The sequence below is a fragment of the Hyphomonas sp. UBA4494 genome (assembly GCF_002388935.1).
Taxonomy (GTDB): Bacteria; Pseudomonadota; Alphaproteobacteria; order Caulobacterales; family Hyphomonadaceae; genus Hyphomonas.
In genome coordinates, this window is the sequence record NZ_DGNK01000037.1 from 13,205 (window position 1) to 37,162 (window position 23,958).

The 23,958-nt window shown below is 57.9% G+C and carries 24 protein-coding genes; 17 read left to right on the forward strand and 7 right to left on the reverse strand.

What is annotated here, in order from left to right; genetic code table 11:
* Window positions 1-70: 70 nt before the first annotated feature.
* Window positions 71-2,056 (forward strand): alkyl/aryl-sulfatase, encoded by a 1,986-nt coding sequence (locus B2P82_RS14390; protein WP_290497663.1) that lies wholly within the window; start codon window positions 71-73, stop codon window positions 2,054-2,056.
* Window positions 2,057-2,062: 6 nt separating this feature from the next.
* On the opposite strand, the gene B2P82_RS14395 is transcribed toward B2P82_RS14390, so the two are convergent.
* Window positions 2,063-2,692 carry an alpha/beta hydrolase gene (locus tag B2P82_RS14395; protein ID WP_290497664.1) on the reverse strand — a complete coding sequence of 210 codons (630 nt, stop codon included), beginning with the start codon at window positions 2,690-2,692 and terminating at the stop codon, window positions 2,063-2,065.
* 469 nt (window positions 2,693-3,161) lie between these two features.
* On the opposite strand from B2P82_RS14395, the gene B2P82_RS14400 reads away from it, so the two are divergent.
* Window positions 3,162-4,190: a ribonucleotide-diphosphate reductase subunit beta gene (locus tag B2P82_RS14400; RefSeq protein WP_206992344.1), complete on the forward strand. Its 1,029-nt coding sequence runs from the start codon at window positions 3,162-3,164 to the stop codon at window positions 4,188-4,190.
* Window positions 4,191-4,361: 171 nt separating this feature from the next.
* Here B2P82_RS14400 and B2P82_RS14405 read toward each other — a convergent pair whose 3' ends face one another.
* The gene (locus B2P82_RS14405) at window positions 4,362-4,712 is read right to left on the reverse strand and encodes a UrcA family protein (RefSeq protein WP_206992345.1); all 351 of its coding nucleotides are present in this window, start codon (window positions 4,710-4,712) and stop codon (window positions 4,362-4,364) included.
* A gap of 323 nt (window positions 4,713-5,035) precedes the next feature.
* Between B2P82_RS14405 and B2P82_RS14410 the strand changes: the two genes are divergently transcribed.
* The gene (locus B2P82_RS14410) at window positions 5,036-6,487 is read left to right on the forward strand and encodes an AMP nucleosidase (RefSeq protein ID WP_206992346.1); all 1,452 of its coding nucleotides are present in this window, start codon (window positions 5,036-5,038) and stop codon (window positions 6,485-6,487) included.
* A 90-nt stretch (window positions 6,488-6,577) separates the two neighbouring features.
* Here the strand turns inward: B2P82_RS14410 and B2P82_RS14415 are convergent, their stop codons facing one another.
* Window positions 6,578-7,138, reverse strand: a complete 561-nt coding sequence (locus B2P82_RS14415) for a lipid-binding SYLF domain-containing protein (protein ID WP_206992347.1) — start codon at window positions 7,136-7,138, stop codon at window positions 6,578-6,580.
* A gap of 103 nt (window positions 7,139-7,241) precedes the next feature.
* Window positions 7,242-8,147 (reverse strand): SDR family oxidoreductase, encoded by a 906-nt coding sequence (locus B2P82_RS14420; RefSeq protein WP_290497665.1) that lies wholly within the window; start codon window positions 8,145-8,147, stop codon window positions 7,242-7,244.
* A 200-nt stretch (window positions 8,148-8,347) separates the two neighbouring features.
* Here B2P82_RS14420 and B2P82_RS14425 point away from each other — a divergent pair, with 200 nt between their 5' ends.
* The 5 genes from B2P82_RS14425 (at window position 8,348) to B2P82_RS14445 (ending at window position 12,777) form a co-directional block, all read left to right on the forward strand.
* Window positions 8,348-9,178, forward strand: coding sequence for a mechanosensitive ion channel family protein (locus B2P82_RS14425; protein WP_206992348.1), 831 nt, complete (start codon window positions 8,348-8,350; stop codon window positions 9,176-9,178).
* 76 nt (window positions 9,179-9,254) lie between these two features.
* A complete protein-coding gene (locus B2P82_RS14430) occupies window positions 9,255-10,031 on the forward strand; it encodes a tyrosine-protein phosphatase (protein ID WP_290497666.1) in 777 nt (258 codons plus the stop codon).
* Between the two features lie 165 nt (window positions 10,032-10,196).
* Window positions 10,197-10,580, forward strand: a complete 384-nt coding sequence (locus tag B2P82_RS14435) for a hypothetical protein (RefSeq protein WP_290497667.1) — start codon at window positions 10,197-10,199, stop codon at window positions 10,578-10,580.
* A gap of 174 nt (window positions 10,581-10,754) precedes the next feature.
* On the forward strand, window positions 10,755-12,434 hold the full coding sequence (locus B2P82_RS14440; protein ID WP_290497668.1) for a DNA polymerase III subunit gamma/tau: 1,680 nt from the start codon (window positions 10,755-10,757) through the stop codon (window positions 12,432-12,434).
* Between the two features lie 16 nt (window positions 12,435-12,450).
* Window positions 12,451-12,777: a YbaB/EbfC family nucleoid-associated protein gene (locus B2P82_RS14445; RefSeq protein ID WP_290497670.1), complete on the forward strand. Its 327-nt coding sequence runs from the start codon at window positions 12,451-12,453 to the stop codon at window positions 12,775-12,777.
* A 7-nt stretch (window positions 12,778-12,784) separates the two neighbouring features.
* Here the strand turns inward: B2P82_RS14445 and B2P82_RS14450 are convergent, their stop codons facing one another.
* Both B2P82_RS14450 and B2P82_RS14455 read right to left on the reverse strand, forming a co-directional pair.
* Complete coding sequence (locus tag B2P82_RS14450; RefSeq protein ID WP_290497672.1) at window positions 12,785-13,750, reverse strand: glycosyltransferase family 2 protein; 966 nt, start codon at window positions 13,748-13,750, stop codon at window positions 12,785-12,787.
* A gap of 27 nt (window positions 13,751-13,777) precedes the next feature.
* Entirely contained in the window at window positions 13,778-14,368 is a 591-nt protein-coding gene (locus B2P82_RS14455) for a hypothetical protein (protein WP_290497673.1), read from the reverse strand.
* Between the two features lie 154 nt (window positions 14,369-14,522).
* On the opposite strand from B2P82_RS14455, the gene B2P82_RS14460 reads away from it, so the two are divergent.
* The 8 genes from B2P82_RS14460 to B2P82_RS14495 all read left to right on the forward strand — a co-directional run bounded on the left by B2P82_RS14460 (window position 14,523) and on the right by B2P82_RS14495 (window position 22,038).
* Entirely contained in the window at window positions 14,523-15,866 is a 1,344-nt protein-coding gene (locus tag B2P82_RS14460) for a DNA recombination protein RmuC (RefSeq protein ID WP_290497675.1), read from the forward strand.
* Between the two features lie 45 nt (window positions 15,867-15,911).
* Window positions 15,912-16,439 carry a peptide deformylase gene (def, locus tag B2P82_RS14465; RefSeq protein WP_290497677.1) on the forward strand — a complete coding sequence of 176 codons (528 nt, stop codon included), beginning with the start codon at window positions 15,912-15,914 and terminating at the stop codon, window positions 16,437-16,439.
* A 195-nt stretch (window positions 16,440-16,634) separates the two neighbouring features.
* The gene (gene fmt, locus B2P82_RS14470) at window positions 16,635-17,588 is read left to right on the forward strand and encodes a methionyl-tRNA formyltransferase (RefSeq protein WP_349679753.1); all 954 of its coding nucleotides are present in this window, start codon (window positions 16,635-16,637) and stop codon (window positions 17,586-17,588) included.
* Window positions 17,588-18,073, forward strand: coding sequence for a GNAT family N-acetyltransferase (locus B2P82_RS14475; RefSeq protein WP_034816053.1), 486 nt, complete (start codon window positions 17,588-17,590; stop codon window positions 18,071-18,073). Before fmt ends, B2P82_RS14475 begins: the two co-directional genes overlap by 1 nt.
* Window positions 18,074-18,082: 9 nt before the next feature.
* Complete coding sequence (gene truA, locus B2P82_RS14480) at window positions 18,083-18,820, forward strand: tRNA pseudouridine(38-40) synthase TruA (RefSeq protein ID WP_290497679.1); 738 nt, start codon at window positions 18,083-18,085, stop codon at window positions 18,818-18,820.
* Between the two features lie 79 nt (window positions 18,821-18,899).
* Window positions 18,900-20,135: an acyl-CoA dehydrogenase family protein gene (locus B2P82_RS14485; RefSeq protein WP_290497680.1), complete on the forward strand. Its 1,236-nt coding sequence runs from the start codon at window positions 18,900-18,902 to the stop codon at window positions 20,133-20,135.
* Window positions 20,132-20,497 carry an EthD domain-containing protein gene (locus B2P82_RS14490; protein WP_290497682.1) on the forward strand — a complete coding sequence of 122 codons (366 nt, stop codon included), beginning with the start codon at window positions 20,132-20,134 and terminating at the stop codon, window positions 20,495-20,497. The genes B2P82_RS14485 and B2P82_RS14490 overlap by 4 nt, the downstream gene beginning before the upstream one ends.
* Before the next feature lie 242 nt (window positions 20,498-20,739).
* Window positions 20,740-22,038 carry a mechanosensitive ion channel domain-containing protein gene (locus B2P82_RS14495; RefSeq protein ID WP_290497683.1) on the forward strand — a complete coding sequence of 433 codons (1,299 nt, stop codon included), beginning with the start codon at window positions 20,740-20,742 and terminating at the stop codon, window positions 22,036-22,038.
* Between the two features lie 28 nt (window positions 22,039-22,066).
* On the opposite strand, the gene B2P82_RS14500 is transcribed toward B2P82_RS14495, so the two are convergent.
* The gene (locus B2P82_RS14500; protein ID WP_206992360.1) at window positions 22,067-23,269 is read right to left on the reverse strand and encodes a methionine gamma-lyase; all 1,203 of its coding nucleotides are present in this window, start codon (window positions 23,267-23,269) and stop codon (window positions 22,067-22,069) included.
* 112 nt (window positions 23,270-23,381) lie between these two features.
* On the opposite strand from B2P82_RS14500, the gene B2P82_RS14505 reads away from it, so the two are divergent.
* Window positions 23,382-23,846, forward strand: coding sequence for an Lrp/AsnC family transcriptional regulator (locus B2P82_RS14505; RefSeq protein WP_206992361.1), 465 nt, complete (start codon window positions 23,382-23,384; stop codon window positions 23,844-23,846).
* Window positions 23,847-23,958 lie beyond the last annotated feature (112 nt).

Sequence of the window (23,958 nt, forward strand, 5' to 3'; positions counted from 1 at the left end):
TGCGTGCCTTTTGGCCTCGTCGCACAGTGCGAGAAAACGGTGCGTGAACGCGTCGCTATGGGAGGAAAATATGCGAGTTCTATTTGGTGTGGCTGCAGCCATTCTGCTGGTGGCCTGTTCTCCGGGCACACAGACGAATATTCCTGAATCCATGGCCAAGGCTCCGCCGAAGGGCGAGGCGACGGATACGACCCGCGCAGCAAATGCAGCTGTGGCTGACCGCCTGCCTCTGGAAGACACTTCCGATTTTGTTGACGCAACGCGCGGTCTGCTGGCGCAGCTGAAACAGGACACGATCACCGACGCCGATGGTAATGTCGTTTGGCAGGTCAGCCGTCGGGACTTCATTGACGGGGACAGCCCCGACACAGTGAATCCATCGCTTTGGAGGCAGGAGCGTCTGAACTCCGAACATGGCCTGTTTGAAGTCATGGATGGGATCTATCAGGTTCGCGGGTATGACCTCGCGGTCATGTCGGTCATCCGGGGCGATACTGGCTGGATCATTGTAGACCCGCTGCTCAGTCAGGAGACGGCTGCGGCTGCTTTGGGACTGGTCAATGACACGCTGGGGAATCGCCCCGTCACGGGCGTGATCTATACCCATTCCCATGGTGACCATTTCGGCGGTGTGCGCGGTGTGATCGACGAAGCCGACATTGAAGCGCGCGGTGTACCCGTGCTCGCACCAGTTGGCTTTACGGAATCCGCCGTCGCCGAGAATTTGCTGGCCGGGAACTATATGAGCCGACGAGCTGTGCTGATGTTTGGCAACACGCTACCCAGCGGCCCGACCGGGCAAGTAGGCGTGGGGCTGGGGCCAGCGCTTTCCCAAGGCACGATCGGACTGATCGCGCCGACAGAGGAAGTACCAGGCCGTGGAACCGTTCGCGTGGTAGACGGAGTTACGATTGAGTTCGTCGATGCGGCGGGTACCGAAGCGCCTGCGGAATTCATGTTCTATCTGCCGGACTTCAACGCGCTCTGCACGGCCGAAGTCGCGACAGCAACGTTCCACAATGCACTCACCTTGCGAGGCGCAAAGGTTCGCGACCTGCTCGAATGGAGCCGAGTAATCGACTATGTTTTGACTGAATATGGAGGACGGTCGGACGTCGTTTTCGCATCGCACCATTGGCCGACATTCGGGCAGGAGAATGTCGAGACCTTCCTGCGGGGGCAGCGCGATATTTATCGGTATACGCATGACCAGACTGTTCGCCGGGCAAATCGCGGTGAAACCCAGTTCGAAATTGCCGAAGAACTCGCTGAACCTGCGGTGCAATCAGAGAATTTCGATACGCGTGGTTACTACGGCACGCTGAACCACAATGCGAAAGCCGTCTATCAAGGGTATTTCGGGTGGTGGGATGGTGTGCCGGCGACGTTCAATGCACATCCACTGGAAGCGAAGTCCAGTCGGTTCATCAAGGCCGTTGGCGGCGAAGAGGCGGCCATCGTCATTGGGCAGGAAGCCTTCGAGGAAGGCGACTATCGTTGGGCTGCCGAAGTTTTGAACTATGCGGTCTTTGCCAATCCTCAGAATCAGGTTGCGCGAGACTGGCTGGCTGCGAGCTATGAGCAGATGGGCTTTCAGGCAGAAAGCGGCGCGTGGCGCGATTTCTATCTAACGGGAGCGCAGGAGCTTCGTAACGGCCTTGCCGATGCCGGAGCGGTACGCACCCGAAGCCGCGAGTTCGTCGAAGGGGTGCCTACGATTGAACTATTCAATGCGCTAGCCGTTCGCTATGCGCCCGAAAAGCTCAGCAGGGAGCCGTTCGAACTGAACTTCCAGTTTACGGACATCGAGGAGGAGTTCGTCATTGATGTAGGGAACGCCACGGCCTTCCCACGCCCCGGTGTCCAGTCCGATGACGCCGTGGCAACGCTTACCCTCTCGCGCGACGCCTTCAATGACCTGATTCTGCAAACCCGCAGCTTTCGCGAGATCGCCGCTGCCGGGGAGGCGTCAATCGAGGGTGACCCCACCGCACTGCTCGCCTGGTTCTCGGCGCTCGAGACTCCGGACTTCTGGTTCAACGTCGTGGAGCCTTAGGCGGCGTCAGTCTTCCAACTGGTCACGGAAAAAGTCTGCGATCATCGGCGCGACCTTGTCACCTTTGGCGCCCAGACGATCATTCAGGCTCTTGTGATCGCGATTCTTGACGAGGCGCGCTTCGGCCTTGTGTCCGGCGCTGTTCAGCGCTTCCGCCAATTCCTTGGCGCGGCTCGGCGCGACAGCTCGGTTCACATAGAGCAGGAGGAAAGGTGGGATGTCGGTTGTTTCTTCTACCAGTAGGGTCGGGGAGGCAGCCGTCCAGACGTCTGGGTCATCGCTGGTAAAGGTGGAGTGGTAGAATTCGGGGATATCGCCATCACTGCCGGTGCGAGCCATATTGTAGGCGGCGCTATCCATGGCGACGACGCCTTTGATCACGCCTGGCGTCAGATCAAATGCGTCCAGATAGTCCGGATCGATTGCAGTGAGCGCTGCCATATGAGCCCCGGCAGAGTGACCCATCAGGAAGATACTGTTCGGGTCGCCCCCGAACTCTGTTGCGTGCTCATGGAAGTATGCGATCGCGGCGGCCGTATCCTGCTGTTGGGCAGGGAAGGGATGTGCGGGCGACAGGCGGTAATTTACGGCAATGAAGACAAACCCCTGATCGGTGAAATAACGCGCCTGGAACATGCCCAATGCGCTCAGCTTGTTGCCAANNCAAAGGTCCAAGCGCCGCCATGCATCATGAGAATCACCGGCGCATTGTCCGCATCATCAGGGATGTAGACATCAGCCCGTACGTCGCCGGGATCAAGGCCGGGCGCATCTGCATATATGACATCCCTCACCACTTTAGCTTTTGCTGATGGGGCAAACGCGAAAGCCGAAATCAGGGCAAGAAGAATGGCACTGAAGAAACGCATGAATATCTTGTCTCGTAAGGCGGGAATGGAACGCATGGGTATAGGTTTGGTGCCGATCATTCTGCACTAAACCGCAAGGCGCCACCCCTACGAGGGAAATATGCCAAAACTGTGGGCAAGCCTGTGAACAAGTGCGGTTTGCCGCAGTCAAACATCTTGCGGCAATGGCCTCAATGAGGCACTATATATGGTGTAGATTGTCCCAGAAAACGCAGTAAATGACGTAGGAGGCCCTGATGGCTGACGGAAATTCCAATGTGCCCGGACTGCTGACCCCGAGCCGGGCGTACAAGCCCTTCCGTTACCCGTGGGCGTATGACTTCTGGAAGGTCCAGCAGCAGGTGCACTGGATGCCGGAAGAAGTGCCCCTGGGCGAGGATTGCAAGGATTGGGCGGTGAAGCTCAATGATTCCGAGCGCAATCTGCTGACCCAGATCTTCCGCTTCTTCACCCAGTCTGACGTCGAAGTCGGTGCGAACTATATGGAGCATTACATGCCCCTGTTCAAACCGACCGAAGTGTCGATGATGCTGGCCTCGTTCTCCAATATGGAGACGATCCATATCGCGGCGTATGCTTTGCTGCTCGAAACCATCGGCATGCCCGACTCGGAATTCTCGGCCTTCATGGAATATGAGGAGATGGCCGCCAAGCACGACTATCTCGGCCAGTTTGGCACAGAAACGAATGAAGACATTGCTGTTTCCATGGCGGTCTTTGGCGGCTTCACGGAAGGCCTTCAGCTGTTCGCCAGTTTCGCGATGCTGATGAACTTCCCGCGCTTCAACAAGATGAAGGGCATGGGCCAGATCGTGTCCTGGTCTGTACGGGATGAGTCGCTGCACTGTGAAGGCATGATCAAGCTGTTCCACACGTTCTGTGCTGAGACCGGCGTCATGAATGACGCGCTGCGCGAGCGGATTCGCGAGTGCTGTCGCACCGTCGTGACGCTGGAAGACAAATTTATCGAACTCGCATTCGAAATGGGTCCGGTCGAAGGCATGACCGCCGACGATATCAAGCAGTACATTCGCTACATCGCGGACTGGCGTCTCGGCCAGCTGAAGCTTGAGCCGGTGTTCGGTGTGACCAAGCACCCGATCCCATGGCTGACGGAAATCCTGAACGGGGTAGAGCACGCAAACTTCTTTGAGCAGCGTGCAACCGAATATTCCAAAGGTGCGACCAGCGGTGACTGGCACGGCGATGATGGCGTGTGGTCAAAGTTCGACACGCGCAAGCCTGCGGACGCGACCGTCGGTTAGCATTTGGCCGCCGCTTTCAAGCGAGATTAAAAAGGCGCGCGGTCTGAATGGATCGTGCGCCTTTTACATTGTGGCCAAGGTTGCTTCTGAAGCAAATGCCCCGCCGAATGCAATGAGGGGCTGCCCGTGGCCCTGGGCAGCCCCTCCAACGCTATTCCGGGAGGAAAAGGTCTAGCGTTGTCCCGCGTCAGCGACGAGGGTTACAGCTTGGCGCGCAAAGACAGGCGCGGTCGGGAGGCTGGAGATTTCCTGCTTGTCCAGGATCTTCTTCAAAGCAGCCTTCTTGATATTCTTGGTACATGTACGGTCTACAACCGGTTGGCTGGTGACCGGGGAGCGTGTTGAGCAGGCTTCCTTGGCTTGCGCCTCGATGGATTCGAGAACGACAGCTGCGCCAGCGTCGGATGCCAGCAGGGCCTTGTCATAGGCAATTTCTACAGTGATGGGTTTGCCTTCTGCATTTGCAGCAGCAGGAACGATGATCGCGGCGGCCATCAGGACCGGGATGATGAACTTTTTCATGTCAAAACTACCTTCAGAGTTAGCGACGGCGTGATTGCCGACAGGGAACTCCTCCCGCCCCATGCGACGTCATTGTTCTGTTCTCCCCACAGTGACACCGAAGCGTCATGGCCTTTCCGTGCGGGATTGACGTTTCATGTTGCACTGCAACAAAAGCGCATGTTTCCGCATGGCTCAAGTGAAAGGTGCACGGCAGAAAGTCATAGCTGGGTTGCGCCTCATGTTTGCACGAAGGCTGTGCGGGTCGTGCTCATTTGTTTGTCATATGCGACCGGCTCAGGCTCGTAGATTGACAGAACGTCGCAATCCCGCCATTTGACGCCATGTCGAAATTGAACACACCCGAACACGTTATAGATGCGCTGGAAAACCTGTATTCCGACGCCGTTTCCGCCCTGTCCTCGGCCCTGGACATGTTCCTTCATTCCGGAAAGCCACCGGCGCCCGCGCTGCGCGAATCCGGCGCGTTCTGCTATCCGCAAATCAGGATCGTCTACAATCCCGACGGACCACCCCCGCCGATTTCGCGCGCCTTCGGCAAGATGTCAGAAGCTGGCACATATGTTTCCACCATCACGAGGCCGGACTTTTTCCGCGACTATCTGACAGAACAGCTCTCCCTGTTGATGCGGGACTATGACATTGATGTATATGTCGAGCAGTCGGATTCCGAAATTCCGTATGCCTATGTGTGGGAGCAGGGGCAGGCCAGTGGACTTGACGAGATCTCGCCAGCTGAACTGGCGCGTCACTTCCCCAGTCCAAACCTTGCCGATATTGGTGATGAAGTGGCCGATGGGGAGCTATACGAGCCCTATGAAACCCATCCACTGGCATTGTTCGACGCGCAGCGAGTCGATTTCTCTCTGAAGCGGCTGCAACATTATTGCGGTACGCCCGTTGAGCATTTCCAGCATTATGTGCTGTTCACGAACTATCACCGTTACGTCGATGCGTTTTGTGACTGGGCGTTGGACAAGCTGACAGAAGACAATCACTACACGTCTCTATCTGTTCCGGGCGGGTTGGAGGTCTCTGAGCCCACCGACACGTCCCGAACAGAAATCGATGCTTCACCTTGGCGCCGATTCCAGATGCCAGCCTATCATTTGCGCGCGCCGAATGGCGGCGGCATCACATTGGTGAATATCGGTGTCGGTCCGTCCAATGCCAAGACCATCACAGACCATCTCGCCGTGTTGCGGCCTGAAGTCTGGCTGATGGTTGGCCATTGTGGCGGGCTGCGCCATAGTCAGGCAATCGGAGACTATGTGTTGGCGCATGCCTATTTGCGAGAAGACCATGTGCTCGACGCTGTTCTACCGCCGGAAATTCCCGTGCCGCCAATTGCCGAAGTGCAAGTCGCGCTGCAACAGGCGGCTGCGTCTGTGACGGGTGAGGACGAGAAACAGTTGAAACGGCGGTTGCGGACCGGAACGGTTGTGACCACGGATGATCGGAACTGGGAATTGCGCTTCTCTGCGTCCGCGCGCCGGTTCAACAAATCCCGAGCAATTGCGATCGATATGGAAAGCGCGACAATTGCTGCGAATGGCTTCCGCCTGCGCGTTCCATATGGTGTGCTGCTCTGCGTATCGGACAAACCTCTCCACGGTGAGATCAAGCTGCCGGGTGCGGCCAACCGCTTTTATGAGCGGGCCATTGGCGAGCATATTCGTATCGGAATAGAAACACTGGAACGTTTGTCGGCGGACAAAGGTGCGAAGCTGCACAGCCGCAAACTGCGCGCCTTTGACGAGCCACCGTTCAGATAGGCAGAGCCGTCTGGCAACAAAAAAAGGCGCAAGGCCCGGAAAACCGAAAACCTTGCGCCTTCGCCCTGGCTCACCTGAGCCCAAGCCTGTCTACTGCAGTTTGGTAATCTTTGTGCCTTCAATGCTGATGCCAGCCATCAGGCCTTTCTGGTCGAAAACAAATGCGTACGCGTCTTCCTTCAGTGTAGACGTGGAGAGGTTTTCTGCAACGCCCGCATTCACAAGAACCACAGTTGGTCCGACGCCGATTTCCCAGCCTTCGGATTTCTTGAGGTAGTCCACCGCATCATCATTCATCAGGAAGACAGCATAACCATATGACTGTGCGCCAGCCTGCAGCCCCCAGGACCCGGTGAATGAGCTGTAGTAATCAACAGTCGATCCACCACGGATCAGCTCGCCTTCGCCATACGCTCCGCCGACCCCCAGTCCGGCCTTGACCATGGATGGGAAGACCAGAACCGCGCGAGACTGGCTGTTTATGGCGCGGGCAGCGGCGTTCTCGCTGACCAGCTTGTTGAGAGCGGCGCGGCTCCCAGCGTCAATCTGCGCGCGGTCCACTTCGTCTGGGAGGGATGAGCAGGCGCTGAGGCCGAGGGAAGTACTGGCGGCGAGGCAACCTGCAAGCAGGGCAGAACGAAACTTCATCATGGACTTTGCTCCTTCATGACATCAGTACGCTTGAACTCCGGATTCCGGGCAAGGTTCCCGGAAGCGAGACACAAGATACCGCACTTTCGTTGACTTGTATCAATCAGCTGATCGGCTTTCCACCGGTTACGCCAATGATTTCGCCGCTGATATAGCTCGACTCCTGCGAGGCGAGGAAGACAAAGGTGGGTGCTAGCTCCGCTGGCTGGCCCGGCCGACCCATGGGCGTGCCCTTTCCGAATTCCTGCACTTTTTCCTGTGTTTGTCCGCCGGAGGGCTGGAGCGGCGTCCAGAACGGGCCCGGGGCAACGCCGTTAACGCGGACGCCGCGCTCGATCGCACCCTGAGCAATGGCCTCGGTGAAACCGCGAATGGCAAACTTGCTGGTGGCGTAGTCGAGCAGATAGGGAGCTGGGCTGAAGCCCTGATTGGACGTAACATTGATGATGGCCGCGCCGGGCGGCATGAGGGGGAGCGCAGCCTTGGTCAGCCAGAACATGGCATAGACATTGGTCTTCATGGTTTCATCGAACTGTTCATCGGAAATGTCTTCGATGCCCGGTTGGCGCACCTGCTTGCCCGCATTGTTCACCAGAATGTCGAGTCCGCCCATTCTCTCATGGGCTTCCTTGATCAGAGTATTGCAGAATTCCTTGTCGGTCAGATTGCCGGGCATGCGGTGTACGGTGTGGCCTTCGCCTTCCAGCAGGTCGCAGACCCAGTCGGCGTCTTCTTTCTCTTCGGGAAGGTAGTTGATGCAGATCTCTGCCCCTTCGCGGGCATAGGCGATGGCAACTGCGCGACCGATCCCCGAATCACCACCGGTGATCAGTGCCTTGCGGTCCTTCAGGCGGCCGAAGCCCTGATAGCTGTTCTCGCCATGATCTGCTTTTGGCTCCATCTTGTGATCGAAGCCTGGCTTGTCCTGCGGTTGCTTGGGGAAGGGCGGTTGTGGGTACTGCGTTCTTGGGTCACGCATGTCATATTGGGTTTTGACGGTCTCGGTCATGGGGGCCTCTTTGAATTGGTGTGTCTCAATTCAACAGCGCCCAGGCCAACCGGTTCCGCTCATATTTCAGTCTCTGGTGGTTTCCCCTTGGACTCTCGGATTGCCGCGTCGTGAACGCAACCTGAATGACCGACCCGGCCAATATTCAGGCTGGGTCCGGCTTTTGCCAGTCATGTGGCTGAAAAGAAGGGGAATAAACCATGCAAGACTGGTTCGATCAGATTGACATAAATCAGTATCTTCCGTCGGCGCTCTCGTGGGCGACCAATATCCTGCTCGCCCTGCTCATCCTGATTATAGGGTTCTGGATCGCCGGACGGGTCGGCAAGAGTATCCGAAATGCGGGTGAACGCAATGAGCGGTTGGACGACACGCTGTTTCGCTTCATGGGGAGCGTCGCGAAGTACGTTATCCTCGCTTTTGTCATCATTGCGGTCTTGAACCGTTTTGGCGTTGAGACGACCTCCATCGTGGCGCTGCTCGGCGCGGCCAGCCTCGCGGTCGGCCTGGCTCTGCAGGGAGCGATGTCGAATCTCGCGGCGGGGGTCATGCTGATGGTGTTCCGCCCCTACAAGGTGGGCGATTTCATTGACGCGGCTGGGAAGTTTGGGAAGGTGGACGAGATCACCCTGTTCACCACAGTGCTTCAGACATTCGACAATCAGCAGATCATTATTCCCAACGGCCAGATCTGGGGCGACCAGATCATCAATCACAGCCACCACCCGGTACGCGGTGTGGATATGCATTTCGGCGTGGCCTATGGCGAAGACATCGACAAGGCCCGCGCGACCATCGACAAGGTGCTGGCCGATCATCCTCACATCCTGAAGGATCCTGCACCCTTCGTTGAGGTCGAGACCCTCAATGACAGCTCGGTAGACTTCATCGTGCGGCCATTCTGTGAGGGCGCGCATTACTTCGATGTGCGCTATTCGCTTCCCGAGCAGGTGAAGAAGGCGCTGGATGCAGCTGGCATCGAGATTCCATTTCCCCATCGCAAGGTGATTGTGGTCAACGAAAACAGCTGAGCGGAAGGGGAGGGTCACAAAACCTTCCCCGACGCCCATCTGGACGATAGCGGCGCGGCGCGGTACCTCGCATCACATGACAGAGAGAATCTACACGCTTCAAGGCGTCCGCAACTTTCGTGACTTTGGCGGCTATGCTTCCCGCCACGGTGGACAGGTAAAGCGCGGCCGGTTGTTCCGGTCCGGCCATTATGCCGAGGCGACAGAGGAGGATCTGGCCGCGCTGGGCGCGCTCGGCATCCAGTTGCAGGCAGACCTGCGGCGTCCGGACGAGCGCGAACGCAATGTGGCGCGCTGGTCGGCGCCCAACACGCTAACTCATGATGGCGGCCGCGAGCATGAAGCCCCGCACGCGCAATTCCTGAAGAAGGTCGAGGCCGACGCCCAGAAGGCTGACGACTGGATGAATGATTATTATGCGCTGGCGCCGTTCAAAGCGCACCATGCCGAATTGTTCTCGGGCTGGTTCCAGCATCTGGCCGGACTGGAAGGCGACGCCGCCGGGCTCGTGAACTGCGCTGCCGGCAAGGACCGGACGGGCATTCTCTGCGCGCTGACACATCATGTGCTGGGCGTCGAGGAAGCAGACCTCCGCGCCGATTATGAGCTGACGAATACAGCCGTGAAGGTCGATGAATTCCTTCCGCAAGCGGCCGCCTTCTTCAATGAGCAGGTCGGCAAGGTATATGAACCTGAAGTGTTCCGGCCGTTTCTCGGTGTGCGGCTGCGCTATCTCGATACCGCCTTCAACGTGATCCATGACAAACATGGCACCGTCGATGCCTACTTGGCGGAGGTGCTGGGCGTGGACGCCGCCGCGCAGGAACGCCTGCGGGCTCGGCTGATTGAATAAAACACGACGGGGGACCGAGTTGTACGGCCAAAGCGCGCAGGTGTTTGTGGCGAATCTTGTTTCGTGCGGGCGTCGTGTTTGAGCAGGCTTCTTGAGTGAACTTGACCTCTTATCAAGATGGGGGTAATTTCATCCATAGGTTTGCAGGATTGAAGGGGCGCTGCCATGAGAGGCAGTAAGTTCGGTATTGTATTCGCGTTGTCGTTCTGTCTGTTTGGTCTACCTGCTTCAGCGATTTGTTTAAGCTACTATGACAATGCCTGTCCTTTCGATATTGGCGATGAGGATTCCGTTACGTCTTATTTGGCTAACCTTCACAGCAGCGTATTTGACGACCGGTTCGACAGCTTCGATGATGAAGAAGAACCTGCGGAAGAGAAAAAGGCCTGTATTCTTAGCTGCCACCAGAATTTCGCATCATCTGAACAAGCCTGCCTTTCCATACCTGATACGCCAACGCAGTCGGGAGGCTTGCGAACCAGCTGTCTGAATGCGGCAGTGGACACATTCAACGAATGCATTCGCGACGAATGTGGTATCTTCTATTAGAGTAATGTCTTTCTGGCGGTCGTAATTATCGCATTGTAAATCTAGCGATATTCCCGAGCCCTAATGAAAGCGGAGTTGAGTATCCGGTGAGGCTGCATTTGTCAGAGTGTAGCAGATAAGTTCATCACTCCACCCATTGCCGCCGAGCCCCATGAGTCGTTAAAGTCCCGGCTGATGAGCGATTCCGAACTCCCCGAAGAACGTGATGACCAGACCTTCTCGATGTTCGGGGAGGATGAGGCGCCGAAATCGGCCGAATATCAGGTGCTCGCGCGCAAATACCGGCCCCGCCGGTTCGAGGACCTGATCGGCCAGGAAGCCATGGTCCGCACGCTTTCGAATGCATTCGAGACGGGCCGAGTGGCGCACGCCTTCATGCTGACCGGCGTGCGCGGCGTGGGAAAGACCACGACCGCCCGCCTGCTGGCGAGGGCCCTGAACTATCAGTCAGACGATCATGACGGTCCGTCGATCCGGCTCGACCCCAAGGGCGAGCATTGTGATGCGATCATGTCGAGCCGCCATCCGGACGTGCTGGAGCTTGATGCCGCCAGCCGCACCGGCGTTGCCGATATGCGTGACCTGTTGGATAGCGCGCGCTATGCACCGGTCTCGGCCCGCCACAAAGTCTACATCATCGATGAGGTTCACATGCTGTCGACGGCCGCGTTCAACGCGCTGTTGAAGACGCTGGAAGAGCCGCCGCCGCATGTGAAGTTCATCTTCGCAACTACTGAGATCCGCAAAGTGCCGATCACGGTCCTGTCGCGCTGCCAGCGGTTTGACCTGAAACGGCTCGATGCCGTGAATTTGTCTGAACATCTCGGTCGGGTCGCCACGCATGAAGGGGCGAAAGTTTCGGAAGAGGGACTCGCTTTGATCGCCAGAGCTGCCGAAGGTTCCGTTCGCGACGGCCTCTCGATTCTCGATCAGGCCATCGTGCAGACCATGGATGGCGAAGAAGTCACTGGCGCGGCGGTGCGTGACATGCTGGGCCTCGGCGACCGGGCGCGCCTGCTGGATGCGTTCGAGAAAGCGATCTCCGGCAGTGCTGCAGAGGCGCTGGCCGAGGTGAAAGACCAGATTCATGCAGGTGCTGATCCGGCGGTTATCCTGAAAGACCTGATGGATGTCTGTGCCGATGTCTCCGTGGCACAGGCTACGGGCGGTGAGTTCCAATCTGCCGGGCCCGCCGAATGGACCCAACGCACATTGGCCATGGCGCAGAAACTGACCGCTGCGCAGGCCGCGCGCTACTGGCAGATCCTGCTCTCCGGGTTTAACGACCTCCAGACGGCGCCTGACACGGCGACCGCGCTGAACATGATCATCCTGCGCCTTGCGGCGGCGGCAAACCTTCCGTCACCGGAGGAGGCTGCGCGCATGATCGCTGAGTCAGGCGGTGCGCCGGGAAAGCTTGAACAACATGGCATGGCCCCGTCTCCCGCCGGCGGGCTGGAGAGCTTTGCCCAAATTGTCACCTATCTGGGTGAGCACCGGGAAGTGAACCTGCAGGTCGAGTTGGAGCGATACATTCGGCCAGGTCCTGTGCGCTACGGCTATTTCTCATGCGAACTTGAAGACAATGCACCAAACGATTTGCTCGCCCGGCTCAAAGCGTTCCTCGAACGCGACACAGGCGATGACTGGGTCGTCGAGCAGATCCGTACCAATGCCGAAACAATGCGCCAGACGGTAATTCGGACGCGCGAGGAATTGTTTGCCTCAGCGGCGGCGCACCCGGCTGTGGCAGACGCCTTGAAGAGTATTCCCGGCATTACCATTGTGGACGTGACCGAGCCTGCCGCAAGCGACGGCAACGTTATTGACCTGAACTCCAGACGATCGGCCTGAAGGAGGCCCGCTTTCCATGAAAGACCTTGGCAAGATCATGCAACAGGCCCAGCAGATGCAGGCCAAGATGCAGGAAGCGCAGGAAAAGATCGAAACGACCGAGGCCGAAGGGGTCGCCGGGGCGGGTCTTGTGTCGGTGCGCCTCAAGGGCAAGGGCGATATGGTCAGTGTCAGGATTGACCCCTCATTGATGAATGATGATGCCGAAATCGTTGAAGACCTTATCAAGGCTGCGCATTCGGATGCGCGCAAGCGTCTGGATGAAGCCATGGAAAAGGCTATGAAGGATGCGACGCAAGGTCTTGGCGGGGGCATGTTGCCCGGCTTCAAGCTACCGTTTTAGGGGCGACTCAGTAGAGTTCCGGTTCCTTCGTGCTGAAGGCCGAGGCCAGCCAGCCACGATGGAAGATGCCGCGCATCGCCCAGAAATTCCGCTTTTGTGTGGACCAGAAGAAGATGCTAGCCATCGCGTAACAAAAAACAATCTTCGCCAGCGAAGCGAGCACAGTAATGGTCAGTGTAACCGTGTTGCGTGTGGTCAGGGAGTGGTAGCCGAAACTCATCCCTGAACGGAATTTGCGCTGGCGAATCCATTCGGAATCCAGGCGCTTCGGGTCTACCGCTTCATGCACGATGGCCGCTTCGCTGATGCCAAACTTGGCGCCTGCATACCAGAGCCTGAAAAAGAACTCGGTGTCTTCGCCACCAGTCTTGCCTTTTTCGATCAGAAAGCGCTGGCCTTTTACGATAGGGGAGCTGGCGCGCATCAGAGCGTTGCAGGTATGTCCGGTCTGCACCACGCCGCCTCGGCGTACAGGGACATTCGAATGGTAATCCTGCTGGCGCATCCAGTTGGGCGCCGTCTCAGGATAAACGGCGATGGCTGGGCCGAAGACAGCGTCCAGAGAATTCACGCGTGCCATCTGGAGCAGGGAGGCCAGCCAATCCGGTTCGGCCACTTCATCGTCATCGATGAAAGCAATCCATTGGGCGGTGGCGGCATCCAAACCGGCGTTTCTCGCGATCGAAATGTTGTTTGCGGGGGCATGAATGTATTTGACGGGCATGGACAAGTTTGCCGCGATGGCCTCGACCCGGTCGCGGGCCGATGGAGTTTCGTCATTGTCGATAACAATTGCGCGCGCCGATACGCCGTCCGGCAGGGTTTGCCGGTCGAGCGATCGCAGCGTGTCCTCAATTGAAGGCCTGCGATAGGTGCAGACGCAAATATCGATAGTCAATTCGGCGACCTCATAGGGGGCTTCATACGCGTCAAACATGTCGGGATACTTGCCAGCAAGTCCCATGCCACGCATGCGTGATTCCTCCAGATGGGAACAGTGTCAGAACTCTGTATCCTGGTTGGATGCGGCTATCAGCTCGTTTATAAGGCGTTCCGCATCATCGGGGGTGCGTGGATCCTGAGCAACAAAGGTGCGCGACCACACCAGATCATCAGTCCCTTGGGCGAACAGGGCGATTTGAGCCGTCTGGTCTATACCATCCGGACCTGGAACGCCGCCGAACATGAGGTTGAGACCGCCTTGCAACAGCTGACTGGCGGAGCTTTCCACATCGAATCTAACCTGGATAAGAGCGACCAGATGCTCTGGTGTGTCGACTTCGGAGGTCTGAACCGGACCAGAATTGACCGAAGCCTCCTCCAGCTTGATCGCAAGGAATTTTGCTCGTTCTTGTCCTTCGTCAGATTGATCGAACGCATCGGCTGGAACCGCGTTCGACAAGGCGTTGGCAAGGTTAATGCGAGCCGTTTCTGAGGAGTCCGATTGCGGTTCTCGCTGGCCAGAAGCAGTAACCAAAGTGACTTCGGCCAGTGGTGGCAGGTATGTTATTGCGCCGGTTGGTGGCAGCTCTGCTTGAGGTACTGGGCCAGATGCTGATGCACAGGCCCCCAGCGTCAAAAACAGACTCATCCATATCAGTCGCATCTCGCTGCCCTTGTGCCATCCCGGTGGAAAAGAGGATCAGCCTGAGCGGGAAGTCAAGCGGTGGGCAAACCACAGCGTTCAATAGACAATGCAGCATGTTCCTTATATGTTCTGAGCAGAATCGTGCGAGGATGCCCGTATGGACCCAATCATCATTATCGGCGGGGCCGGCTTTGACGTCGTGCACCTTGTTCTGTTCCTCCTGGCTCTCGCCTTGGCGGGCACGGCCTGGTGGCTTGCCAGCAAGTCCGGCGCGAAGGCGGAGCGGCTGACACTGGACCTTGAGCGCGCGACCGATGAGCTGGTCGAAGCGAAACAGCGCATCCGCACGCTGGAAGAGGTCTCGCGCAAGGCAGAGCTGGAGCTGGCCGAAGCGAAAGCCCGCAGCGCCGAGGATGAACGCAAGTTTGGCGAAATGGCGCAGGGTGTCCTCGAGCGCGCGAACAAGCAGTTTCTGCAGCTTGCGGATGAGAGATTCCAGCGACACAAGGAAGGCGCTGAAGGGCATCTCAAGGAGCTGATGAAGCCGATCGGCGAGAATTTCGATGCCTTTAAGAAACGGGTCGACGAAATCGAAAAAGTCCGCACCCAAGACAAGTCTCTCTTGTCGGAACAGGTCAAGGCGATCGGGGAAAGTCTGCACCGCAACACGCAGGAGACCGGCAAGCTGGTCAACGCGTTGACGGCTCCAAAAGGCGGCGGGCGCTGGGGCGAGATGACCTTGAGAAACGTCATGGAGCAGGCCGGCCTGTCTGCGCATTGCGACTTCTCCGAACAGGTGCATGACCAGACGGAGGAGGGACGCCAGCGACCGGATGCGATCATCCGTCTTCCGGGCGAGCGACAGATCGTGATCGACTCCAAAGTCTCGCTCGCCTCCTATATGGCGGCGGTAGAAGCCGAGGATCCGGCCCAGAAGGTCGTTCATCTGAAGGCTCATGCGACCAGCGTCCAGCGGCATGTGAGCACGCTGGCCTCAAAGGACTACCAGTCGAATCTGGGCAATCGCTTTGACTATATTGCGATGTTCATCCCCGGAGAGAATTTCTTCGCGGCGGCGCTTGAGCATTCTCCGGACCTGATTGAAAAGGCCATGAGCCGGCAAGTGATTGTGACGACGCCGACCACGCTGATCGCGCTGGCCCGGACGGTGGCCCATCTCTGGCGCCAGCATCACCAGAATGAAAATGCGATGGCCGCGGCGGAACTGGGTGCGGAGCTTTACAGTCGGATGGGTGTAATGCTCGGCCATATCGAGAGACTCGGAAAATCGCTGAACGGCTCGGTGGACCATTTCAACTCTGCGATGGGATCGTTCGACAAACGAGTCCTCCCGACCCTGCGCAAGTTCGAGGACATGGAGATCGCCCCGCCCGCCAAGACGCTGGCTGAGCCCAAGCAGATCGAGAACAGGGCGAATGTATCGGAGAATACAGGGGAGCTGGACTTTGGCGGCGCCAAGAAGCCGCTGGCGGCGGAATGACGGCCAAGTGTTGACCAGAGGTCCCTGCGTGCATATCTGAAAAGCATGGCTATCAGAGAAATCCTCACCGTCCCTGACCCGCGTCTGAAGGAAGTATCGAAGCCCGTCCAGGGCGGCGTCACCGACGAGATTCGCGCGCTCATGGATGACATGCTGGAAACCATGTATGACGCGCCGGGTATTGGCCTCGCGGCGATTCAGGTCGGCGTGCCGTTGCGCGTGATTGTGATGGATCTCGCAAAAGAGGGCGAAGAGCCCCAGCCGCGCTATTTCGTGAACCCGGAAATCCTGCCTCTGACTGAGGACATGGCGCCTTATGAAGAGGGCTGCCTGTCGGTGCCGGACATTTTCGATGAAGTCGAACGTCCGACCGAGTGCCGCGTCCGCTACCTCGACTATGACGGCTTCAAAGTCGATGAAGTTGCAACCGGCATGTATGCGGTTTGCATCCAGCATGAGATGGATCATCTGGAGGGAATGCTGTTCATTGACCACCTTTCGCGTTTGAAACGCCAGCGCGCGATCGACAAGGTCAAGAAGGCCAAACGCCTGCACGCACGCGAATCGGCCTGATCGTCATGAAGAAGCGCGGCAACTTCTTCGCGCGTCCTTGGGTTCGTTGGACCGCCGCTTTTCTCCTGGCTGCCCTGATCGTGATCATTGTGGGCGGCAATGGGCTCATCCCATTCAGTATGTCGGGCGCAGTGCGCTGAGCCACTTGCGAAACGTTGCTTTCAAAATGACTCCGAACAAACTATTCCCGGCATGATGACCAAACCCCTTCGCCTTGCTTTCATGGGTAGCCCGGATATCGCCGCACATGTGCTGGATGCGTTGATCACAGCCGGACATGAGATCGTCTGTGTCTATTCGCAGCCGCCACGTCCCGCTGGCCGGGGCAAGAAACTGACTCCCACGCCCGTGCATGCCTTCGCTGAGGCCAGGGGGATCGAAGTGCGTACGCCCAAATCCCTGAAGAAATTGCCGGAGCAGGAGGCGTTTGCGGCGCTGGATCTCGATGCGGCTGTGGTCGTGGCCTATGGGTTGATCCTGCCGCAGGCCGTTCTCGATGCACCACGCCTTGGCTGTCTCAACATGCATGCGTCGATCCTGCCGCGTTGGCGGGGCGCTGCGCCAATCCAGCGCGCCATCATGGCAGGGGATACGGAAACCGGCGTCGATGCGATGATGATGGAAGCCGGGCTTGATACGGGGCCGGTGCTTGCCTCGGCGCGCACGCAGACCACCGAAGAAGATACGGCCGGCAGCGTGCATGATCGGCTGGCCGCGCTCGCCGCAGAACTCGCGCCGCGTGCGCTTGAAGGCCTCGCCGATGGCAGCCTGACCCCCGTTCCGCAGACGGAAGAGGGGATGACTTATGCCGCCAAGCTTGGCCCGGATGACCAGAAGGTCGATTGGTCGCGGCCTGCGCGAGAGGTCGACTGCCATATCAGGGGCCTGTCGCCGTTCCCGGGGGCGTGGTGCTACTGGACGCCGCCGGGCAAGGACGATCCGGTGCGCCTGAAACTGCTGATGTGCCGTCGCTCCGGTCGGGAAACCACTGCGCCGGCCGGCATGGTTCTGGATGACCGCCTGCTGGTCGCTTGCGGCGATGGCGGCGCTGTGCGTATCCTCCGCCTGCAAAAGCCAGGGGGAAAGCCAATGAATGCAGACCAATTCCTGCAGGGGCAGGCGATTGCTCCGGATACGGTGCTTGGCTGATGAGCTTCTGGATTCGTCCCGCCCGTGAAGAAGACCTTGATGAGATCGTTGCGCTGAATGATCTTGCCTTTGGCGGCAAGGCTGAGGGCCGCATGGTTCGGGATCTCGCCAAGAGCGGTGAGAGCGTGCTCTCACTTGTGGCGAGCGACGATAAGGCCATTGCCGGCCATATTCAGTTTTTCCGCATGCAGCTCGATGGCGAACCGGTGGCCGTCGGTCTTGGGCCAATGTCGGTTCATCCTGATTTTCAGAAGACCGGTATCGGCAGCGGCCTGATCCAGATGGGCCTGATGGCGCTGGAAGGAGCGGGGGAGCAGATTGTCTTCGTGCTGGGGCACCCCGAATACTATCCCCGGTTTGGGTTTTCCGCTGACCTTGCCCAGCCATTCGAATGCAAATGGTCCGGCGAGGCTTTCATGGCGCTGCGTCTTGATCCGGCGGCACCAACATCCGGCCGGTTGACCTATCCGGCGGCCTTTGGCTAGGGCCGCTGAATGCCACGTTACAGACTCCTCCTCGAATACAATGGTGGCCCGTATCAGGGTTGGCAGCGCCTGCCCGGAATTCCGACCGTTCAGGGCACCCTTGAAGAAGCAGCCGCAAAGCTCGATGGTGCACCCGTTGAGGTGCATGGCGCTGGGCGCACCGATAGCGGCGTTCATGCGACAGGGCAGGTCGCGCACATGGATCTGCGAACTGACCGCGGAACCAAAGTGCCAGATGCGATGAATTTTCATCTGCGCCCACATCCGATTGCCGTCTTGAAGGCAGATAAAGTGGATGATGACTTCCACGCCCGCTTCAGCGCAACCGAGCGGCATTATCGCTTCATCATTATCAATCGACGCGCTCACCTCACGCTGGATGACGGTCGGGCCTGGCGGATATCGTCACAGTTGGACGCTGACAAGATGCATGAAGCCGCGCAGATACTTGTCGGGACGCATGACTTCACGACATTCCGCGATACGGATTGCCAAGCCAAATCGCCGGTTAAGACGCTCAATGCGATCTCTGTTTCACGTTATGGAGATCGGGTCGAGATGACCTGTCGGTCGAAGAGTTTCCTGCACAGGCAGGTTCGTTCGATCATGGGTAGCCTGGTGGATGTCGGGCGTGGCAAGCAACCTGTCGAATGGATCGCGGAGATCCTGGCGGCTGCCGAGCGGACGGCGTGCGGGCCCATATCCCCTCCGGACGGGCTCTATCTTGAAAAAGTAGACTATGAATAGTCCCGCCTGACGCGAAGTCAGTCTGTGCATATTTCCGCTTCCGCTTTAGCCTTCCTGAAAAACAATAGGGAGCGAAAAGATGGCCATCGATTTTACGATACCGGAAGAGGCAAAAGAAGTCCGCGAGCGCGTGCGCAAATGGGTGCAGGAAGAATGCATTCCTGCTGAACAGGAAATGTCCAACGGTCGCGCGTTCAAGGACGTGTTGCCAGAACTGCGCAAGAAGGCGCGCGCGCAAGGCCTTTGGTTGCCCTTCATCCCAGTCGAGCATGGCGGAATGGGCCTTGGGCCGCTGGCCAATGCGCTGGTCCAGATGGAACTTGGCCAGAGCCATCTCGGTGCGCTGTCGATGAATTCGCAAGGTCCGGATGATGCGACCATGCTCACACTGTTGGCCCACGGCACCGACTTTCAGAAAGAAAAATACCTGAAACCGCTGCTGAATGGCGAAAAGCGCATTTGCTATTCCATGACGGAGAAGGCGGCCGGCGCGGATGCCACTGGCATGCAGACGCGTGCGGAAAAGGACGGCAAGGGCAATTACGTCCTGAATGGTGAGAAATGGTTTTCCAGCGCCGCCACCGCTGCTGACATCGCGGTCGTCATGGCCAAGACCAATCCGGACGCGCCTCGCCATCAACAATTCTCCACCTTCATCGTGGAGCTGCCCAATCCGGGTTACAAGATCATCCGTGATATTCCCACCATGGCAGTGCATGGGCCCCACTATCAAGAGATGGGCGGCGGCCATGCTGAAGTGAAGATCGAGAACCTCGTCGTGCCGGAAGAAAATCTGCTCGGCGGGGAAGGGGGCGGATTTTCCATGGGCCAGCATCGCCTGGCCTATGGTCGCCTGCGTCACGGCATGCACAATGTGGCGATGGCTCAGCGCGCACTTGATCTGGCCACGGAACACGTCACGAGCCGTGAGACCTTCGGCCAACCACTGGAAGATCGCCAGGGTGTCCAGTTCATGCTGGCGGAATGTGCGAGCCAACTTTACATTGCCCGGCTGATGCTGATGCATATTGCCTACAAGGCCGAAAATGGCATGGATCTGAGACAAGAGAACGGCATCGCGAAAGTGTTCCTTGCGAACATGGTTCACAAGGTGGTCGACACCGCGATCCAGCTGCATGGCGCCCTTGGCTATTCGCTCGATACACCCCTGGCGGCTTGGTACACGCACATCCGGTCCCAACGCCTCGTAGATGGGCCGGACGAAGTGCACAAATGGATTACCGGTAAGAATGTTATTCGCGCGTTCCGGAAGGACGGCACGACCGCAGCCGCAGCGGGCGGGGATCTGCTTTGATCAAGCTGACCTTTTGCCTGCGCCGCTTGCCCCATCTGAGCCGTGAGGAATTCCAACGCTACTGGCGGGAGCAGCATGCCCCGCTGGTGGCGAAACATGTCGAAACGCTAGGCATCCTCCGCTATGTGCAATGTCACACGGGGCACGACGCATTGAACGGCGCCATGCAAGGGTCGCGTGGCGGACCGGAAGCGTATGACGGCGTTGCCGAACTGTGGTTCGAGAGCGAGGAAGCCATGGCCGCGAATACCAGCAAGGCGGCCGCGAACGCCGGTGCCGAGCTGCTGGAGGACGAGAAGAAGTTCATCGACCTTGCCAACTCGCCGCTCTGGTTTGGAAGGGAGTATGAGATCGTAGGTTAGTCGCAGCGCTCGACGTTCGCTTCGCCTGAAGTTCGCCGTGAACGACACAACTCAGTTTTTCGCGCGGACGGTTGTGCGCGCGAGCAGCCCGGATTGCCACGCATAGGGAACTTTGCCTCCTGTAGCGTGTTTTTGGAAATGTGAATTCGCTACAACTTCCGACTGGTGCTCGCTCTGCGGCGTCGAATGTCAAATACGCAGTGCTGGTTGTGCTGTGCTTGGTATGGCTCGTCCCAATCTCCGTGGCACAGACTTCGGATACGAGCGAAGATCTCAATCCGATCATCCAGACTCCTCCGGCGGTCAGCGATGGGTCCATCAAATCTCGTATTTCCGCCATCTTCGATGAGATCGAATCGCTGAATCGTGTGACGGTCGAAGTTAATCACGGTGTCGTACGGCTGGCCGGGGAAGTCCCCAGCTCCAGCGCTGTTGCCCGCGCCGAAGATCTGGCCTTGCGTGTAAATGGCGTTGTCACGGTTGAGAACGAAATCGACCGAAGCTTGTCAGTTGAAGATAGCGCGACGCCGTTTTTTGGGGACCCGTCTGGTACGTGGGGAAGTGTTGTCCGCGCTCTTCCACTTTACGGTATCGCATTGGGAGTATTTCTCACGATTGCGCTGATTGGACACTTGGTTGCCTCTTGGCGGAGTTTTTGGCGTTGGATTCTGCCAAATCCGTTTCTCGTAGAACTGGTTTCGGGTGCGTTCCGTATTGTCTTGCTGCTGGTCGCTCTCGTGGTCGCGATGAGCATTTTGGGTGCTACAACGGTAATGGGAACTATTCTCGGCGGAGCCGGCGTCATCGGCCTGGCGATCGGCATTTCTGTCCGAGACACACTGGAAAACTACATTTCTTCCATAATGCTGAGTGTGCGCCAGCCATTCAGGGCGAATGAGCATGTTCTGATTGATGAATATGAGGGAAAGGTGATGCGCTTGACCTCTCGTGCCACCGTGCTGATGACGATGGATGGCAATCATCTCCGCATCCCCAACTCGACTGTTTTCAAGGCCGTTATCCTGAACTACACGCGCAACCCTGAGCGCCGATTTGAGTTCGACCTTGGCGTCGATGCGGCCGATGACCCTGTCGCGGCAATGCAGCTTGGCCTCGATAAATTAAAATCGCTACGTTTCGTGTTGGACCATCCAGAGCCGGAAGCTTTCATCCAGACGGTGGGAGACTCAAACATCATCCTTCATTTCATGGGATGGGTGGATCAGGCACAAACAAACTTTGCGAAGGGACGCGGCCTCGCGATAGCCGCGACCAAGGATGTTCTGGAAGAGTCGGGCTTTACTCTGCCGGAGCCGATTTATCGGCTGCGTTTCGACAGCGGCGTGGAAGATGCGCTAAAAAGCGGTAAACCGGAGATTGGCACGCAGCAATCTGCAGATGTTAGACGTCCCAAGCCCCATGTTGATACGCGCGAAGCGACGGATGTCGCTGCCGACAACACCCTTGATGAAAAGGTGGCGGCTGAACGCGCCAACAACACCGAAGATGACCTGCTGGATGAACAAAGCCCCGTGGAGTGAACGAGGTGAATGTGCATCGTGACGACGGCTAAAGTGCGTTGGTCGGTAGAGCGTTTTCAAGGTCCGCGAGAATATCGACCAAATCCTCCAGCCCGACAGACAAACGGACCAGGCCGTCAGAGATACCATGCTCCAGCCGTTCTTCCTGTGAGTATGTCGAGTGGGTCATGCTGGCAGGATGCTGAATCAGGGATTCCGCGTCGCCGAGGCTGACGGCGCGCTGAATCAGGCGGAGCTGGTCCATCATGGCCGTTCCGGCTTCGAAGCCCCCCTTCAGCTCAAAAGCGATCATGCCGCCAAAGGCACTCATCTGGCAGCACGCAAGCTCATGTTGCGGATGACTTGGGAGGCCGGGATAGTAGACTTCGGAAACTGCAGGGTGGCGCTCCAGCCACTCCGCTACGGTCTGCCCGCTCTCGCAATGGCGCGCCATCCGCAGTTGCAGTGTCTTCAGGCCCCGCATAACCAGCATCGCCGTCAGTGGGGCCATCACCGAGCCGGTCATGTCCTTCACGCCAATCATTCGAATGTCATGGATAAGGTCTGCGCGGCCACAGACCACGCCCGCGACGAGATCACCATGCCCGCCAAGGTACTTTGTTGCTGAGTGAATCACGAAATCGGCGCCCAGTTCGATTGGCCGGGTCAGGAGGGGCGACGCATAGGTGTTGTCGACCACCGTCAACGCTCCGGCCTGTTTCGCGACGGCTGAAACGGCGACAATGTCGACCAGCCGCATGTTCGGATTGGCCGGGGTTTCAAAATAGACGATCCGGGTCTGCTCGCTGATCGCTTCGCGCAAATTGTCTGGATCGCGCAGGTCGACATGAGTGACCTTCACGCCGAAGCGCGAAAGGCCGTCGCGCATGAACGCAAATGTGCAACCATACAGCGTCTTGTCGGTGATGATTTCGTCGCCTGGCTTTACCAATGTCCACAAGGTAGCGGAGATGGCGCCCATACCACTGGCGGTTGCAAGCCCCGCCTCTGCACCTTCGAGATTTGCCACTCTCGATTCGAGCAAGGCGACCGTTGGATTTGAGATGCGGGAATATATGTGCCCTTCGATTTCGCCTGCAAAAAGTGCTGAACCTGTTGCAGTATCAGGGAAAACGAAGGTAGACGTCATATGCACGGGCGGAGTAAGGGAGTGCGAATGATTTGCAGGTGCGTAGCCATGGTGGATGGCGCGCGTTGCGGGTCCGTGAGAGCGAGCGGTATCGTGTGGCAACGGGAAACCTCCTGAACTGTTCGCACAATCTAGCAGCACACTTGGGACATGTGCTGTCAATTTATGCCAATAAAGAAGCAGAGATTGGCAGAAATAACCAACTGGGGGTTATATGGACAAGATTGATGCTAAAATTGTGCGCGCCTTACAAGAGGACGGCCGCCTGACCAATCAGGATCTGGCCGAAAAGGTCGGATTGTCGCCTTCGCCCTGCCTGCGCAGGGTCAGGAACCTGGAGAAAGCGGGGATCATCAAGGGCTATTGCGCCACGATTGATCAGAAGGCGTGCGGGTATCCCATTACGTGTTTCGTGCGCATTCGCTTGTCGATCCACACCGAAGACACCATCCAGAAATTCGAGCGGATCGTGCATGATACGCCCGAAGTGCTGGATTGCCATTTGATGGCGGGCGGATCGGACTATCAGTTGCGAGTGGTGACCGGCGGACTCGATGAATATGAGGAGCTAGTACGCCATACGTTTCAAAAGCTACCGGGCATCTCGTCGGTTGAAACCAGTTTTGCCTATGGCGTCGTGAAGAAGTCCCGAGTGCTGCCCGTCAAGATCCAGGCCTGAATACCCGTTTGTGGCGGGTAGCGACTGAAATTTGATGAAATTCCGGCTCTTCCTGTACTTGGGCCGTGATCCCGCATAGGCGCGGGGGAGGGACCTGCTATATAGGCAAGTG

Excerpts from the sequence above, each read along its gene's own strand:
- B2P82_RS14390 (WP_290497663.1), top strand. The coding sequence starts at position 71 with ATGCGAGTTCTATTTGGTGTGGCTGCAGCCATTCTGCTGGTGGCCTGT.
- B2P82_RS14395 (WP_290497664.1), bottom strand. The coding sequence starts at position 2,692 with ATGTTCCAGGCGCGTTATTTCACCGATCAGGGGTTTGTCTTCATTGCC.
- B2P82_RS14400 (WP_206992344.1), top strand. The coding sequence starts at position 3,162 with ATGGCTGACGGAAATTCCAATGTGCCCGGACTGCTGACCCCGAGCCGG.
- B2P82_RS14405 (WP_206992345.1), bottom strand. The coding sequence starts at position 4,712 with ATGAAAAAGTTCATCATCCCGGTCCTGATGGCCGCCGCGATCATCGTT.
- B2P82_RS14410 (WP_206992346.1), top strand. The coding sequence starts at position 5,036 with ATGTCGAAATTGAACACACCCGAACACGTTATAGATGCGCTGGAAAAC.
- B2P82_RS14415 (WP_206992347.1), bottom strand. The coding sequence starts at position 7,138 with ATGATGAAGTTTCGTTCTGCCCTGCTTGCAGGTTGCCTCGCCGCCAGT.
- B2P82_RS14420 (WP_290497665.1), bottom strand. The coding sequence starts at position 8,147 with ATGACCGAGACCGTCAAAACCCAATATGACATGCGTGACCCAAGAACG.
- B2P82_RS14425 (WP_206992348.1), top strand. The coding sequence starts at position 8,348 with ATGCAAGACTGGTTCGATCAGATTGACATAAATCAGTATCTTCCGTCG.
- B2P82_RS14430 (WP_290497666.1), top strand. The coding sequence starts at position 9,255 with ATGACAGAGAGAATCTACACGCTTCAAGGCGTCCGCAACTTTCGTGAC.
- B2P82_RS14435 (WP_290497667.1), top strand. The coding sequence starts at position 10,197 with ATGAGAGGCAGTAAGTTCGGTATTGTATTCGCGTTGTCGTTCTGTCTG.
- B2P82_RS14440 (WP_290497668.1), top strand. The coding sequence starts at position 10,755 with ATGAGCGATTCCGAACTCCCCGAAGAACGTGATGACCAGACCTTCTCG.
- B2P82_RS14445 (WP_290497670.1), top strand. The coding sequence starts at position 12,451 with ATGAAAGACCTTGGCAAGATCATGCAACAGGCCCAGCAGATGCAGGCC.
- B2P82_RS14450 (WP_290497672.1), bottom strand. The coding sequence starts at position 13,750 with ATGCGTGGCATGGGACTTGCTGGCAAGTATCCCGACATGTTTGACGCG.
- B2P82_RS14455 (WP_290497673.1), bottom strand. The coding sequence starts at position 14,368 with ATGAGTCTGTTTTTGACGCTGGGGGCCTGTGCATCAGCATCTGGCCCA.
- B2P82_RS14460 (WP_290497675.1), top strand. The coding sequence starts at position 14,523 with ATGGACCCAATCATCATTATCGGCGGGGCCGGCTTTGACGTCGTGCAC.
- def (WP_290497677.1), top strand. The coding sequence starts at position 15,912 with ATGGCTATCAGAGAAATCCTCACCGTCCCTGACCCGCGTCTGAAGGAA.
- fmt (WP_349679753.1), top strand. The coding sequence starts at position 16,635 with ATGACCAAACCCCTTCGCCTTGCTTTCATGGGTAGCCCGGATATCGCC.
- B2P82_RS14475 (WP_034816053.1), top strand. The coding sequence starts at position 17,588 with ATGAGCTTCTGGATTCGTCCCGCCCGTGAAGAAGACCTTGATGAGATC.
- truA (WP_290497679.1), top strand. The coding sequence starts at position 18,083 with ATGCCACGTTACAGACTCCTCCTCGAATACAATGGTGGCCCGTATCAG.
- B2P82_RS14485 (WP_290497680.1), top strand. The coding sequence starts at position 18,900 with ATGGCCATCGATTTTACGATACCGGAAGAGGCAAAAGAAGTCCGCGAG.
- B2P82_RS14505 (WP_206992361.1), top strand. The coding sequence starts at position 23,382 with ATGGACAAGATTGATGCTAAAATTGTGCGCGCCTTACAAGAGGACGGC.